At 63.8% G+C, this 15,140-nt stretch carries 11 protein-coding genes; 4 read left to right on the top strand and 7 right to left on the bottom strand.

The features are described from left to right. Window positions 1-204 precede the first annotated feature (204 nt). Window positions 205-660, bottom strand: a complete 456-nt coding sequence (gene soxR, locus QM672_RS23790) for a redox-sensitive transcriptional activator SoxR (protein ID WP_311944439.1) — start codon at window positions 658-660, stop codon at window positions 205-207. Window positions 661-864: 204 nt separating this feature from the next. Between soxR and QM672_RS23795 the strand changes: the two genes are divergently transcribed. Further along, the gene (locus QM672_RS23795; protein ID WP_415085578.1) at window positions 865-1,323 is read left to right on the top strand and encodes a GNAT family N-acetyltransferase; all 459 of its coding nucleotides are present in this window, start codon (window positions 865-867) and stop codon (window positions 1,321-1,323) included. 7 nt (window positions 1,324-1,330) lie between these two features. Here the strand turns inward: QM672_RS23795 and msrA are convergent, their stop codons facing one another. Beyond that, window positions 1,331-2,029, bottom strand: a complete 699-nt coding sequence (gene msrA / locus QM672_RS23800) for a peptide-methionine (S)-S-oxide reductase MsrA (protein ID WP_415085595.1) — start codon at window positions 2,027-2,029, stop codon at window positions 1,331-1,333. Window positions 2,030-2,140: 111 nt separating this feature from the next. Next, window positions 2,141-2,554: a MarR family winged helix-turn-helix transcriptional regulator gene (locus QM672_RS23805; protein ID WP_311944442.1), complete on the bottom strand. Its 414-nt coding sequence runs from the start codon at window positions 2,552-2,554 to the stop codon at window positions 2,141-2,143. 120 nt (window positions 2,555-2,674) lie between these two features. On the opposite strand from QM672_RS23805, the gene QM672_RS23810 reads away from it, so the two are divergent. Beyond that, window positions 2,675-4,510 (top strand): chloride channel protein, encoded by a 1,836-nt coding sequence (locus QM672_RS23810; protein ID WP_415085581.1) that lies wholly within the window; start codon window positions 2,675-2,677, stop codon window positions 4,508-4,510. A 296-nt stretch (window positions 4,511-4,806) separates the two neighbouring features. Here the strand turns inward: QM672_RS23810 and QM672_RS23815 are convergent, their stop codons facing one another. The 4 genes from QM672_RS23815 to QM672_RS23830 form a co-directional block, all read right to left on the bottom strand. Next, entirely contained in the window at window positions 4,807-6,177 is a 1,371-nt protein-coding gene (locus QM672_RS23815) for a glutamine synthetase family protein (protein ID WP_415085583.1), read from the bottom strand. A gap of 59 nt (window positions 6,178-6,236) precedes the next feature. Then, entirely contained in the window at window positions 6,237-7,100 is an 864-nt protein-coding gene (locus tag QM672_RS23820; RefSeq protein ID WP_415085585.1) for an FkbM family methyltransferase, read from the bottom strand. A gap of 42 nt (window positions 7,101-7,142) precedes the next feature. Further along, complete coding sequence (locus QM672_RS23825) at window positions 7,143-7,922, bottom strand: hypothetical protein (protein WP_311944447.1); 780 nt, start codon at window positions 7,920-7,922, stop codon at window positions 7,143-7,145. A gap of 144 nt (window positions 7,923-8,066) precedes the next feature. Next, window positions 8,067-8,837 carry a hypothetical protein gene (locus QM672_RS23830; protein ID WP_415085587.1) on the bottom strand — a complete coding sequence of 257 codons (771 nt, stop codon included), beginning with the start codon at window positions 8,835-8,837 and terminating at the stop codon, window positions 8,067-8,069. A 239-nt stretch (window positions 8,838-9,076) separates the two neighbouring features. On the opposite strand from QM672_RS23830, the gene QM672_RS23835 reads away from it, so the two are divergent. Both QM672_RS23835 and QM672_RS23840 read left to right on the top strand, forming a co-directional pair. Continuing rightward, window positions 9,077-9,763, top strand: a complete 687-nt coding sequence (locus QM672_RS23835; protein WP_415085597.1) for a hypothetical protein — start codon at window positions 9,077-9,079, stop codon at window positions 9,761-9,763. Between the two features lie 878 nt (window positions 9,764-10,641). Then, a partial coding sequence (locus tag QM672_RS23840) for a beta strand repeat-containing protein (protein ID WP_415085589.1) occupies window positions 10,642-15,140 on the top strand: 4,499 nt, incomplete at its 3' end.

Here is a 15,140-nt window from a genome sequence, read left to right on the forward strand (position 1 = left end):
GGCATGAAGCCTGTTGCAACCGCTAGGCAGTTCGCAGCGGCCCGGCGGCTGGGTCTTGTCATCGATGGTGTCGTGCACTGTCGGCTCTCCTGATGCGACCGCGGTCGCTTGCCGACAGGATTTATAGAACCTCAATCATGGTTGAGATCAAGAGGCGTTGCGCGGCTAGAATCGGGAGCGGCGTTTCGTCGCTCCCGATCGGCTTTATCGCTTGGATGTCAAGCATCTGGGCCCGGATCCTTGCCTGGAGAGTTCGTCGTCGGGATTGCGCAGCGGGCATTCCTCCAACGACAGGCAGCCGCAGCCGATGCAACTGGCGATCTGGTCGCGCAACTGGGTGAGGCCAATGATCCTCTCCTCGAGCATGCCTTTCCAGGCATCGGTGAAACGCTGCCAGTCACGTGCATTGGGGACATGGTCGTGCGGCAGATCCGCCAGCGCCTCGCGAATCACCGCCAGCGGGATACCGGCGCGCTGGGCAATGCGGATGATGGCGATGCGGCGCAGCACGGCGCGATGATAGCGCCGCTGATTGCCGGCGCTGCGCCAACCCTCGATCAGGCCCTTGGTCTCGTAGAAATGGATGGTAGAGACGGCGATGCCGCTACGTTTGGCAACATCGCCCACGCCGAGGGGCTGCTTGACGGTGACTTCTGCCATGATTCAAGAACCTCAATTATAGTTGAGGGTGTAGCGAGATCCGTTGGCGTGCGATAGAGCCTCTCCCTGGCGTGCGGCGCTTCCCGAGGCGGACGTCGCGACATGAAGGCACATTGCTGAGATGTTCGCGTTCCAGGGAGGTTTGCCGATCGGAGCCGATCAAGCCGATGTTCCCGAATCATCGTCTCATGCCACGAGTCCTGTATGTCTCTCCGCCGCGCCACCAGAACCGAGATCCCTGCTGTCACCACCCTGCAGCAGGCAGCCTATGCTCCCCTGAAGCAGCGCATCGGCATGGCCCTGCCGCCGCATGATGCCGATTTCGCGGCCCTGTTCGAGACGATGGAGATCTGGGTGTCCGGTCCGTCCGAGGCGCTGGAGACGGCCCTTGTCATCGAGCCGAAATCCGATCACCTGCTGATCTGGAGCCTGGCCGTGGCGCCCGCGCTCAAGGGCCGGCGCCTCGGCTCGGTCCTGCTGGACTTCGCCGAGGACCGGGCGCGACACGACGGGCATGGCCTGGTGCGGCTCTATACCAATGAGCGTTTCACGGAGAACGTCGCCTGGTACCAGCGGCACGGCTATGCGATCGAGCGGATCGAGGAACGCCCCGATCGCCGCATCGTGCATTTCAGCCGCAACGTCACGGTTCCTGCTTCGTAGTTCGGCCTCAGCGGCCGGCCACCAGGACTGGATCACTGCGATAGACAGTCGGGAAGAGCTGCTGCAGCGCGGCTACCTTGGGCAGGTCGTTGATAGCGATATAGGGCTGGGTCGGATGGCGGGTCAGGTAATCCTGATGATAGGCCTCTGCGGAAAAGAAGCCCCGCAACGGCGCGATGCGCGTCGCGATCGGGCGGGCGAAGGTTTTGGCGCCGTCGAGCTGGCTGACATAGGCGGCGGCGATCCGGGCCTGCTCCGCGCTGGTGGTGAAGATCTGCGAGCGATATTGCGTGCCGCTGTCGGGGCCCTGGCGGTTGAGCTGGGTGGGATCATGCGCCACCGAGAAATAGATCTGCAGGATCCGCCCGTAGGAGATGAGGCGCGGGTCGAAGCGGATGCGCACCGCCTCGGCATGGCCGGTGGATCCGGTCGAGACGGTTTCATATCTGGCGGTGTCGGCCGTGCCGCCGGCATAGCCCGAAACCGCCGAGGTGACGCCCTTCACGTGCTGGAACACACCCTGCACGCCCCAGAAACAGCCGCCTGCCAGCACCGCCGTCTCCGACGCCGCGCCCGGGCGGCTATCGAGGGTGGGGGGCGCTACCAGGCGCGGCGCTTCCTCGGCGCTCGAGGCTGAAAACCACAGGCCGGTGCCGAGGCTGGCCGCCAGGCCCGCCGCCATGAACAGAATGCCGCGCCGTTTCATCATCGTCCTCCATCCGTCGGATTGCCTGTGATTATACGAGCGGATGGGGAGGCTTCGTTACGCCTCACGCCGATTTGAGGCCGGCCCCGGGGGCCAATGCCGGCGACGTGATCAGCCCCGGAAAGCCTGCAGGAGCTCGGAAAGCGCCGGCCCGATGGCCGCCAGTTCCTTCAGGTGGGTTTCCGACAGGGTCTGCAGCTTCTGCCTGCCGGCTTCGCTCAGCCGCACCAGCACACGCCGGCCATCCGCCGGATCGGCCATGCGTTCGACCAGGCCGAGCTTGCTGAGCCGGTCGACCAGCTCGACCACGCTGTGGTGGCGCAGGATCAGGATCTCGGCCAGCTCGCCGATCGAAAGGGCGCCGTCCTGCGACAGGCCCGCGATGGCGAGCAGGACCTGATGCTGCTGGGCCGTCAGTCCCGCCGCGCCGGCCGCCGCTTCGCTGAAGACCAGGAATTTGCGCAAGGCATGCCGGAATCGCGCCAGGGCGGCGTAATCAGGATCTTGCTGCCGCTTGGGGTCCATGGTTCTGCGATTCTCCTGTCTGCTGCCATCTCTACGAAAATCCATTGACTTGCGCAAAATATATCGTATTGCGATACAAAATTCAGCCGGGGCTAGCCCCGACAGATGGATATCAGCGACATGACGACTTCGACTCTGGGCACGCCCGGGCAGGATGCCGAGGCGGGAACCCGCGAATTGCCGGCGCGCCTGGGCGATTTCACCACCGATCGGCGGGTGATCCTGCTGATGGCGATCGCCGTTTTCGTCGGCACGGCCGGCGTGGGGGCGGCCTTCGTGCTGCTACGCCTGATCACCCTGTGCACCAACATCGCCTATTACGGCCGGTTCTCGCTCGAGAACCTGTCGATCTCCGGTACGCCGCTCGGCTGGACCGCCGTGTTCGTACCCGTGATCGGCTGCCTGATCATCGGCCTGATGGCCCGCTTCGGTTCGGAGAAGATCCGCGGCCATGGCATTCCCGAGGCGATGGAGGCGATCCTGATCGGCAAGAGCCGGATCAATCCCAAGGTGGCCGTGCTGAAGCCGCTCTCCTCGGCGATCTCGATCGGTTCGGGCGGTCCCTTCGGCGCCGAAGGCCCGATCATCATGACCGGCGGTGCCATCGGCTCGCTCGTCGCGCAAATGATCCATCTCAGCGCCAATGAGCGCAAGGCCCTGCTGGTCGCCGGTGCTGCCGCGGGCATGACGGCCGTCTTCGGCACCCCGATCGCCGCCGTGCTGCTGGCGATCGAGCTCCTGCTGTTCGAATGGAAGCCGCGCAGCTTCCTGCCGGTGGTGGTCGCGGCGTCGGTGGCGGCGGCCGAGCGCGGCCTGCTGCTCGATCCCACGCCTCTGTTCGGCTTCACCGGGCACATGGCGCTGACCTTCTCGGGTTTCCTCGGCTGGGTGTTGATGGGCATCGTCGCCGGGCTGGGCTCCGGGATCCTCACGGCCATGGTCTATGCCAGCGAGGATTTCTTCCACCGCCTGCCGCTGCATTGGATGTGGTGGCCTCTGTTCGGGGGCTTGGCGATCGGCATCGGCGGCCTGTTCGATCCGAGCGCGCTCGGGGTGGGCTACGACAATATCCGCCACCTCCTCTCAGGCGAGATGGCCGTGAAGGCGGTGATCCTGCTCTTGGTGGTCAAATCCCTGATCTGGTCGATTTCGCTCGGCTCGGGCACCTCCGGTGGCGTGTTGGCGCCGCTGATGATGCTGGGCGGCGCGCTCGGCACCCTGGCGGGCCTGGTCCTGCCGCAGGCCGATCCCGGCTTCTGGGCCCTGCTCGGCATGGCGGCGATGATGGGCGGCACCATGCGTGCGCCCCTGACGGCGACGCTCTTTGCCGTGGAGCTCACCGGCAATCTCGGCGTGCTCCTGCCGCTGCTGACCGCCTGCGGCATGGCCTATGCCACCACCGTGCTGACCATGAAGCGTTCCATCCTGACCGAAAAGATCGCTCGTCGAGGCCATCACATCTCGGGCGAATACCACACCGATCCCTTCGATCTTGCCCGGGTGGCCGATCTGATGGTGCGCGAGGTCGACACGCTGCCGGCGGCGATGACGGTGGCGCGGGCCGTCGCCTTCTTCACCAGCGGGGAGCCCTGCCATAAGAGCTATCCGGTCGTCGATGCCGAGCGGCGCGTGGTCGGCATGGTCTCGCGCGCCCATATCCTCGACTGGTCGATGCATGCCTCGGAGGATGACGACATCCAGTCCCTGTCGCTGCAGGAGATATTGGAGGGGCAGGATCTCGAGATCGGCTTTGCCGACGAACTGGCCGGCGCGCTCGCCGATCGCATGGCCATCGCCGATATCGGCCGCGTGCCGGTGCTCGATCGCCAGAGCGGCAGCCTGGTCGGCCTGATCGCCCGCAAGGACCTGCTGCAGGTCAGGGCGCACAGGCGCGCCGAGGAGCACGATCGCGGCGTGATGATAAGGCTGCGGGCCCGGGGCGCGCGGGGAATCTGATCCTTCATGGGATCGCAGGCATCCCTGCCCATATGCGCTAACTTAAGGGGTGGGCGAGATGATGGAGTTGAAGGTATGGCTCCACATGTGAGCCCCCTCGCCCCGTTCTTGCGGGGAGAGGATAGAGGTGAGGGGCTATGCGCGCTCGGTTTTTCCAGGTCCGCGCCGCCCCTCATCCTTACCCGTCGTCAACTCATGAGAGTTGACGACGCTCCGTAAGAACGGGGCGAAGGGTTGGCTGGTGTCGTGCTTCTCCCCTTAAGTCAGCGCCTATGGGCATCCCAGATAGGTCGGTTTCAGAAGAACAGGTCATATTCTCGCGGGCTTAGCACTGAGAGGAAATCCTCGTGCTGGCCATGGACCAGGTGGGCGTAGGTCTCCAGATAGCGCTTGGAGAAATAGTCCTTCAGCAGCCTTGCCCGCGCCAGCCGGCGGGCCGCCTCGAAGACATCGCCTGGCAGGCCGGGATCGCGCGTGAAGCCGGCATGCTTGCCGACCACGGGCGCATCCGGCTCCAGCTTTCGCGTGATGCCGTAATGCGCGGCGGCGAGGATGGCGGCCAGCACCAGATAGGGATTGGCGTCGGCTCCGGCGACGCGATGCTCGATGCGCCGCCCCGCGCCCTTGTCGGTGGGGATGCGCAGGGCGACGGTGCGGTTGTCCTCGCCCCATTTGCGGTTGACCGGCGCGAACAGCCCGCCGAAGCGGCGGAAGGAATTGTGGTTGGGTGCGAAGAAGGCGAGCGATTCCGGCATCAGGCGCTGCATGCCGGCGATAGCGTGACGGATCAGCTGCTCGCCGGTTGCCGGGTCTGCGAAGAGATTGCGGCCGTCGGCATCGCACAGGCTGACATGCACGTGCAGGCCCGACCCGGCCTCGTCCTCATAGGGCTTGGCCATGAAGGTGGCGTCCCAGCCCTCGGCACGGGCGGTGCCGCGGATCAGGCGCTTGAGCAGCACGGCGTGATCGCCGGCGAGCACGGCGTCGGGCGTATGATGCAGGTTGGTCTCGAACTGGCCGACGCCCATCTCGGCGATGATGCTGCCCATCGGCACATTCTGTGCGCGCGCCGCGTCGTCGGCCCGGGCCGACCACAGCGCCACTTCCTCCAGCGTCAGCACGGAGAGATTGGTGGGCGGGCCGAGCGGGCGGCCTGTGCGCTTGAGGATCGGCGGGCGGATGCGGCCATCGGCCTCGCGCGTCCCGTCGGTGAGGAAGAATTCGTATTCGCAGGCGACGGTGGGATGGAGCCCGTCGGCGGCGAGGCGGGACAGGATGGTCTTGAGCAAATGGCGGGGATCCGTCCACAGCGGCTCGCCCGACACCGCATAGGCGATGTCGAGCATGACCTGCGCCGTCGGCACGGCCGCCCAAGGCATCGGCTTCAGGGTGCCTGGGATCGGCACGCCCTTGGCATCGGGATCGCCATCGTCCCAGCCGATGCCGCCGGAGCCGTAACCGTCATGCCGGGCATCGAGCACATAGGGAGCGGCGGAAAAGCCCATGCCGGAGCGATAGAGGCTGTCGATCTCCTCGATCGGCAGGCGCTTGCCGAAGCCATAGCCGGTCAAATCGGGGGTAAAGGCTTCGATGAAACGGGTATCGGGATGGGCGGCAAGATAGGCGGCGACTTCGGGGTGACGGGAAGCGCTGGTGTCGGCGGACATGGGGAGGGGTCTCGATGGGGCTCCACAGAACGCGCCTACCGCTGCGTCGTCAAGCCCCCTCAGCTTGCGGTCGACGGCCGCGCCGTCTCCAGCAGGGCGGTGTACCTGGCCAGCGTATCCGGCTGCAGGGCGCCGCGCCGTTGCAGCAGATCGATGCAGCGTCCGCACAGCTCGATGCTGCCATACAGATATTGGGCGATGAGGCACAGATGCTTGAGCTGCTCGTCGCTCATGGCGTCGGGGTCGACGAAGTCCCGGACATAGACGATGTCGGCTTCCAGGAGCTGGTTTGTGGCCGGCGTCCAGCTCTCCGGCCTGGCATAGGGCGCCATCGGGCTGAACTTCACCGCCTTGAAGCAATGCGGCACGAAGCCTTGCGCGCGCAGCTCGATGTCGATCTCTCCGAAACCCGGCTGGTTCTCGTAGAGCGCGACGAAGGAGATCTCGGTCTGGATGGCCACGGCCGAGCGCAGTTTCTCGCGGGCATTCCGAAACACGGCAAGCTCGGCGCCCTGTACGTCGATCTTGAGCATGTCGATCTCCGGAAGCACCGTCAGGTCGTCGAGGCGGGTGGTGCGTACCGGGATGCGACCGATCACCTGTGCATTGGGCTTGAAATAGGAAAACACCTCCAGGGCCGACTGGCGCGGGGTGAGCAGGCTGCTCCAGCCTGAATAGGCGCAGACGTTGAGAACGGCCTCGCCGCCATCGCCGATGGCGTGGGGCAGATAGCTCTCGTTCGGCCCCTTGGCTGCCTCCAGCCGGGCAAGCGCCTCGGCCTGCGGTTCGAAGCCGGTGAGGCGAGCGAGGCCCGCCGCCAGCATGGATTTATAGGGCGGGTCGCCGTCGATCGGATTGGCGCCGATGTCGACGATATGGGTGCGGCGCGCCGGGCCGAGGAGCTCGACCAGGGGCGCCGTCATGGCCTGCTCCGACATTCGCCTCCCCGCCGCTTCGAGCCGGCCCTACCAGTGCCCTTGCTGCTTCAGGCTGGTCTCGACATCGCCGACATAGTTGTACTGGCCCAGATGCTGCAGTTTGGACTGGGAATCGATCCAGACCTTGCCGCCGATGTCGCGCCAGCGCCGGCAGAAGGCATAGTCTTCCGACAGATAGCGCCCGGAATCGGGATCGACCATGCAGTCAAAGAACAGCCAGTGCAGCGGCTTGAGCGGGTTGTTGGGCGGTCCGTCCGGCGTGTAGTTGAGATGGGGATAGGCCTGCATCAGCTTGGGGAAGACATGGCGCTTGATCACCATGAAGCCGGTGGGCGCCTCCGAGACCTCGATGAAGCCTTCATCATCGACATGCTGGCCGATCGGCGTCTTGCCGTGGTCGACGGGATTGAAGGCATAACGGGCGAAGCGGATTTCCATCTCGTCCTTGGTCAGGCCGGCCGGCAGGGGCTCGGGCCAGGCCAGCGACTTGATCGGATAGACCCCGCCGGCCACGTCGCGATCGGCGAGCAGCAGGCGGATGACCTGCTGGGTGGTGAAGGAAATGTCGGAGTCGATCCAGAACAGATGCGTATAGGATTCGTCCTGCATGAACTTCAGCACGACCATGTTGCGTCCGCGCGTGATCAGGCTTTCCGAATGCATGTGCAGCACGGTTTTCAGGCCGAGCTGCGTGGCATCGCAGGCCAGCGAATACATGCTGACCACATAATTCATGCTGACGGCAGAGATATAGCAGGGCGTTGCGAACAACACCTTCATCGACTGGAGGGCTGAAATATCGAGCATGACCTGCTTTTCGATTGAGGCCTGGCGGGGCGCCGGACGGGGGATCGCCACGCCGGCGATTAGAGCAGGTTGGAAAGGCGAATCAAGCCATTCCCTTCCGTCATGCACAGCCGGCCCGCTGGACGTCTTCTTGCGTTCCCGGGTTCATTTCGGCGGCTGGGCCGTCGGCAGGATTTCCGAGCTCGGCGGCATGGCCGGGGCGGCATGCGGCACGATAGAATCGGGGATCGGCGAGGGCGGCGAGGGCGGCGGCGATGCCGGTCCGAGCACGGGTGATGCCGGGGCCTGAACGACCGGCCCCGGACCGAAGCTGGAATCGACGGAGACGGCGATGCAGGTCTTGTTCACGCCTGGCAGCAGGAAGATGCGCTTGCCGTCGCGGTCGATCATGATCTGGGTGTTGAGGATCGGGATCGGGCTGGCACCGGAAGAGCGCATATAGGTCTGCGCCGTGGCGCAATCGCTGGCGAGCGGGAAGACCTGTACGGTTACCCCGTCGCAGCTGCCCGACGGCGTCGGCGTGGCGACGATGGCAGCCAAGCCGTTGGCCGGCGTCACCTCCGGGCGATCGATGACGGCGACGCTCTGGAAGACGTGCTGCGTCGGAGCCTGGCGGTTCCAGCCCGACTGGACGTCATATCTGGCATTGAGGGCACCGCGTGACATCTGGTCGACGAGGCCCGCGCATTGGGTCAGGCCGAGCTGGTTGACCTGCCGGACTGGCAGGGGTGGTTCCGGCAATATCACCGGAGCCCGGGGAGTGGGAGCAGGCTTGGCCGGCTGCCTTGCCAGCGGTTTGCTCTTGCGGGCGGGCTTTGCGGCCGGCTGATCCTGCGCCAGGGCTGCAATCGGTGAAATCGTCCCCAAACCGCCAGCGGTAAGGGTGAGGAGAAGGCAAACGGCACGAATGTCCATTCTTTATTCCGTAACGTTGTCGCACCGAAATACGCGGCGGTGGTGTTATGATGCTTATCGATCTGTCGAGATCGCATGTATCGAGTCTACACAGGCGAGGATAGATTGGAACTTGCAAGGTGACAGACGGGTATAAATCTGTGAAACCTCGGGCATCGCGCCAAACCCAACGAGGCCTGGATCCTATGAAACGTCGCCCATCGCAGAGCAGACCCTGGCGGAGACGCCTCACTCCCGTGATGCGCCGAGCGGGGCTGCTCGCCGTCGCGATTGCGGCGAGCCTGGCACTGCCCGCCATGGCGCAGCAGCAACAGCCTGTGCCCGTTCCGGCTGCGCCGGCTCCCGCCAATGCGGCACCGGCGGGGTCGCAGGCCATGAACCTCGATCCCAAGACCGTGCTGATCCTGGTGCGCTCCACCCTGATCGCGCTCGACCAGGCCAACAAGACCGGCAACTACTCGGTGCTGCGCGATCTCGGCTCGCCGGATTTCCAGCGGGAAAACAGTGATGCCAGGCTGGCAGAAGTTTTCGCCAGCCAGCGCAAGGCCGATCTGGATCTCGCGGCGGCGCTGGTGCTCGAACCGACGATCACCCTCGCGCCCCAGGTTGAGAAGAACGGATTGCTCCACCTTGCGGGCTTCTTTCCGGTGAATGCCGATACGAAACTGACATTCGAGCTTCTTTTCCAAGGTGTCGATAAGCGCCTGTTGCTTTATGGGCTGAGTGTCAACATTGCCCAGGCCGGCGTTGTGCCCGGTGCCAGCGGACCGAATGCCGCTCAAGGTCCGATACCGACGCCCGCGACACCGGCGGTTGCGCCGGATGCCAAGCCTGAAGGCAAGCCCAAGCCTGAAGGCAAGCCCAAACCAAAACCCAAGCCAAAACCCAAGCCCAAGCCGGAACCCGAACCGGCTCCGGTCCAATAGATTTTGCAGTGAGGGCGGTCTTCGGGCCGCCCTTTTCTTTCAGGGGCTAGACAGGGGCAAGCGTCCCTGATGACTACATCGGGTGGACGGTCTTTCTGGGCGCCTGCTTAGTCCTCCAACTGAGGCGAAGAGCTGGCCTGGCGGGCGGCGGGGCTGATTTTTCTCGCTTTGTTGCATGTGCGCAACAGCGCCGGGAACGGCGATGCCCGGCCGATAGGCTTAATTCCTTCGTGTTAAGGCGCGCGCCTCCTGTCGCTGGTGGCAAAGTCGTCTATTCGCAAAAGCACTCCCGGCCAACTTGGTAATTCAGAATTGATTTCACGTATATTGAGATACGAAATCATGTATATACAATGATTTGAGACGATTAAATTTTGTACCTGATATAGAAATCACCTTTGAAATATGAATTAAATAGAGTCGATAATCAATTCGTCGATTTATCATATTTTAAATATGAACCCTGGGATTCATTTTATTTTATGAATAATTTTTCAATCTTTTTTCAAATTTTTGACTCCAATTTTCGATAATACTCCTTTTGAGCTATAAATATTTTCCAGATTTCAAATTAATTCGATTGAGATCGATAGTTTATTTTAAATTAGAGGTAAAAATGTACTTTTAACGGAATCTCATACAGTATTTACACCCTTACGGAATCATGAGTATTAAACGGATATGCGGAGGGTTCTGTTTATCTGACGCTACGGCTGCCGGTCCTTCGTCAAGGGATATGGAGAGTCGGGGGACCAAGTATTCGGAATACGAATCGCTACCCGGTAATCGGGAATCCCTAGGTCAACTGCTAACAAAGCTGTCCTCGGACGGGACGGCTTTGCCTGTGAGACGCGGCGTTTCAGATAGACCGGGGCCCCATGCCGAACCACGACAGCATTCATCTCGCCAAGCATGCCCATCGCAGCTTGCGTCGACGCATCCATGCCGTACTGCGCATGGCGCATCGCGTGATGGGTATGAGGGGCAAGCGCCTGGGCATCGGTGCGCTCGCCAGCGGGGGGCGGGTGAGTTGTGTGCTCGGAGGTACCGCGATGGCGGCGATCCTGCTGAGCCTGTGGAGCGGGGGAGCGGCCCTTGCCAACACGATCAACACCTCGCCGTCCTGCGTGACGGGTAGCAACAGCGTTGTGGGGCGGACAAACCCGGGGGGCACCACAAATCAGGCTACCGATGGAACGGGTACCTATTCGACCGTGGCGGGTTGCGAATCGAGTGCGTCGGGTGTGACGGCAGGCTCGGTCTACGGATCCTTCGCCAAGGCAACCGGCGAAGGCGGATCAGCCTTTGGCGTGATGAGTCTTGGGGGCAAATGGGGCACGGGGATCGGCTTGGAGGCCCAGGCGACCGCGACGGCAGCCACTGCCGTCGGTTTCGGCACCCGGGCGACCGGAAACAATTCCGTGGCTATTGGTGGCGCCGGCGGCAATGGCACGAATGCCCTGAGCGTGGCCAACTCGACAACGGCATCCGGCCAGAGCTCGATTGCCATCGGTGCGAATGACGTACGTGGTGCCCAGGCTGCCGGTGCCAATTCGATTGCCTTTGGCGGACAATCGACGGTTACTGCCGCTTCGACGTCCGGCATTGCCATCGGCCGTGGCGCCAATGTCGCCGCCAGCTATGGCATGGCGCAGGGCGATGGCGCGCTGGCAAACGGCTTGAACGCGATCGCAATAGGCACCTCCTCCTCGGCGTCCGGCGGAGCCGGTTCATCGGGATCCACTGCAATCGCCATCGGCACCGGATCCAATGCTGTGGCGGGTTCTGCGGGCAGCGCCATAGCCTTTGGCGGCGGAGCGTTTGCCAAGAGCAACACCAATGCCGGTGACACGTTGGCCTTCGGCGCCAGTGCCCAGTCGACGGGGCAGGATTCCGTCGCGATCGGTGCGCAGTCGATCGCCAACAATGTCGATGCCATCGCGATCGGCGGGCAAGGATCCCTCGGTGGGACGACGACTTCGTCGGGGGTCGGCGCAGTGTCGATCGGCCTGGGTGCCCAGGCTACTGCCAATGCCGCCTATGCCATGGGCTATGGTGTCAGGGCGACCGGCGAGAATGCCATCGCGGTGGGCCGCTCCTCCAATGCACTGGCCCAGAACGCCATGGCTTATGGCGTGTCGTCGAACGCCAGCGGTGTCGACGCCGTTGCGATGGGCAGCAATTCGCTGGCGACGTCCACCAATGCGATCGCCTTTGGTGTTTCTTCCAAGGCGAACGGAACCAATGCCGTCGCCTTCGGTGGGGGAAGCGTGGCCAACGCCGCCAATGCCATCGCATTCGGACAATCGGCGAATGCTGCGCAGGCCAATGCAATTGCCTTTGGTATTAGCGCGACCGCCAATGGCGACAGCGCGATTGCCTTCGGTCTTGCCGCCAATGCCAATGCCGCCAACGCGACTGCGATCGGCACCAATTCCAAGGCGGCCGGCGCCAATGGCGTGGCCGTCGGTCTGAACTCGATTTCCGGTGCAACGGGCCAGAACGTCGCCATCGGCGTGGGCGCCAATGCCAACGCCGCGACCGCGGCTGGAGGGGCCGTCGCCATCGGCCTGGGTCAGAAGGCCATCGGTGATGGCGCGGTGGCGATCGGCGACCCGAATGTGGCCAACGGCACGGGTGCCGTGGCGCTCGGCGCCAACAATACCGCCGCCGGCAACACGACCGGCACCACGGCGGCCAATGGCGCGGTCGCGCTGGGCAATGCCAATTTCGCGGTCGGGCAGGGTTCCGTTTCGCTCGGCAATCAATCCAATGCCGCGGCTGCCGGTGCTCTTGCTTTCGGTGACAAGGCCACGGGCGCAGCCGCCAATGCCGTTGCTCTCGGCTCTGGCTCGAATGCAGGCAATGCCAACGACGTCGCTCTGGGTGCCGGGTCGACCACAGCCGCCGTGGTCAACACGCCGAGTGGTACGATCAACGGCACGAGCTACAATTATGCCGGCAATGCCGCCAATTCCACGGTGAGCGTCGGCTCCTCCGGCAATGAACGGACCATTACCAATGTCGCGGCCGGCCGGATCAGCGGCACCTCCACCGATGCGGTGAACGGCTCGCAGCTCTTTGCCACCAACCAGGCGGTGAATGCGATCGGCACGTCGGTGACGACGATCGGCAACAACGTCAACAATCTCGGCAATTCGGCGGCCTCGACCCTCGGCGGCGGCACGACCTATAATCCGGCCACCGGCGCGCTGTCCGGTTTCAGCCAGACTATCAATCCGGTCAGCAACACCGGCGCGGTCGGTGCGGCAGCCGCGCAGACGACGGTCGCAGGCGCGCTGAACCAGTTGAACACCAACACCTCCAACCTGGCCAATATCGCGGTCAAGTATGATGCTCCCGGTGGCAGCAAGATCACGCTCGGGGCGACCGGCGGCGCGGGAGCGCCGGCCGGTGGCGTGACGATCACCAACCTGGCCAATGGCGCGGTGACCGCGGCCTCCACCGACGTCGTCAACGGTTCGCAGCTCTTTGCCGTTCAGCAGACGGCCAACAAGGGCTGGAATGCCAATACGGCAGCGGTCGCCGGCAGCACCGGTACGGTTTCGGGCAGCGCGCTCACCAATATCGCGCCGGGCGGCACCGTGACCTACCAGGCCGGCAACAACATCGCGATCACGCAGACCGGCAACGCCATCGCCATCGCCACCTCGATGACGCCGACCTTCACCAGCGTCACGGCCGGCAATTCTAAGCTCGACACCACCGGCCTCACCATCACGGGTGGGCCGAGCGTGACGACGGCCGGCATCAACGCGGCCAGCAAGGCGATCACCAATGTGGCCGCCGGCACCAATGCCACCGACGCGGTCAATCTGAGCCAGCTCAACACGGTCGCCACGTCGGTGACGAACCTGGGCAATAACGTCAACAATCTGGGCAATTCGGCCGCCTCGACCATCGGCGGCGGCACGACCTTCAACACCGCCACTGGCACGCTGTCGGGCTTCAGCCAGGGCATCAAGGCCGTCGATGCCAAGGGCAATGCGGCGGCCGCCACCACGAACTACACGACGGTCGCCGGTGCGCTGACGCAGCTCGACACCAACACCACCAATCTCGCCAATGCCGCGGTGAAGTATGACGACCCGGCGGTGAAGAACAAGATCACGCTGGGCAATGCCGGCACGCCGGTGACGATCACCAATGTCGCCAATGGTGCGTTGACCACGACCTCGACCGATGCGGTCAATGGCTCGCAACTCCTCGCCGTGCAGCAGACCGCGAACAAGGGCTGGAACCTCTCCACCAACAAGGGGGCGACCACCAGCAACATCGCGCCCGGCGGCACGGTCGATCTCAACAATTCCGATGGCAATGTCGTCATCACCCAATCGGGCCCGAACGCCACCTTCAACCTGGCGAGCAATCTCGCCATCGCCAGCAGTGTCACCGTCGGCAACTCCAAGCTCGACGCCACGGGCCTCACCATCACAGGCGGGCCGAGCGTGACGACGGCCGGCATCAATGCCGCCAGCAAGGCGATCACCAGTGTCGCGGCCGGCACCAATGCCACCGACGCTGTCAATCTGAGCCAGCTGAACACGGTCGCCACATCGGTGACGAACCTCGGCAACAACGTCAACAATCTCGGCAATTCGACGGCCAGCAATCTCGGTGGCGGCTCGACCTATAATCCGGCGACGGGCACGGTGAGCGCACCGAGCTACAATATCGGCGGCACCACCTACAACAATGTCGGCAACGCCTTCAATGCGGTGAACACCTCCGTGACGGCGTTGCAAACCGATGCGCTGCAGTGGAACAAGACGCTCGGTGCGTATGATGCCAGCCATGGCAGCGGTTCGCCGCAGAAGATCACCAATGTCGCCAATGGCGCGGTGACTTCGACCTCCACCGATGCCGTCACCGGCCAGCAGCTCTTCGACGTGCAGCAGACCGCCAGCAAGGGCTGGAACGCCAATACGGGCACGGTTGCCGGCAGCACCGGCACGGCTTCGGGCAGTGCCTCGACCAAGATTGCGCCCGGCGATACCGTGACCTACCAGGCCGGCAACAACATCGCGATCACGCAGACCGGCAACACCATCGCCATCGCCACCTCGATGACGCCGACCTTCACCAGCGTCACGGCCGGCAATTCCAAGCTCGACACCACCGGCCTCACCATCACCGGCGGTCCCAGCGTCACCACGGCCGGCATCAACGCCGCCAGCAAGGCGATCACCAATGTCGCCGCCGGCACCAACGCCACCGACGCAGTCAATCTCAGCCAGCTCAACACCGTGTCGACCTCGGTGACCAATCTCGGCAACAACGTCAACAATCTGGGCAATTCGACCGCCTCGACCATCGGCGGCGGCACGACCTTCAACACCGCCACTGGCACGCTGTC

Source organism: Labrys sp. (in: a-proteobacteria) (assembly GCF_047605565.1).
Lineage (GTDB): Bacteria > Pseudomonadota > Alphaproteobacteria > Rhizobiales > Labraceae > Labrys > Labrys neptuniae.

Bases quoted from the DNA above. Each gene is read 5' to 3' on its own strand.
- soxR (WP_311944439.1), bottom strand. From the start codon at position 660: ATGGCAGAAGTCACCGTCAAGCAGCCCCTCGGCGTGGGCGATGTTGCC.
- QM672_RS23795 (WP_415085578.1), top strand. From the start codon at position 865: ATGTCTCTCCGCCGCGCCACCAGAACCGAGATCCCTGCTGTCACCACC.
- msrA (WP_415085595.1), bottom strand. From the start codon at position 2,029: ATGAAACGGCGCGGCATTCTGTTCATGGCGGCGGGCCTGGCGGCCAGC.
- QM672_RS23805 (WP_311944442.1), bottom strand. From the start codon at position 2,554: ATGGACCCCAAGCGGCAGCAAGATCCTGATTACGCCGCCCTGGCGCGA.
- QM672_RS23810 (WP_415085581.1), top strand. From the start codon at position 2,675: ATGACGACTTCGACTCTGGGCACGCCCGGGCAGGATGCCGAGGCGGGA.
- QM672_RS23815 (WP_415085583.1), bottom strand. From the start codon at position 6,177: ATGTCCGCCGACACCAGCGCTTCCCGTCACCCCGAAGTCGCCGCCTAT.
- QM672_RS23820 (WP_415085585.1), bottom strand. From the start codon at position 7,100: ATGACGGCGCCCCTGGTCGAGCTCCTCGGCCCGGCGCGCCGCACCCAT.
- QM672_RS23825 (WP_311944447.1), bottom strand. From the start codon at position 7,922: ATGCTCGATATTTCAGCCCTCCAGTCGATGAAGGTGTTGTTCGCAACG.
- QM672_RS23830 (WP_415085587.1), bottom strand. From the start codon at position 8,837: ATGGACATTCGTGCCGTTTGCCTTCTCCTCACCCTTACCGCTGGCGGT.
- QM672_RS23835 (WP_415085597.1), top strand. From the start codon at position 9,077: ATGCGCCGAGCGGGGCTGCTCGCCGTCGCGATTGCGGCGAGCCTGGCA.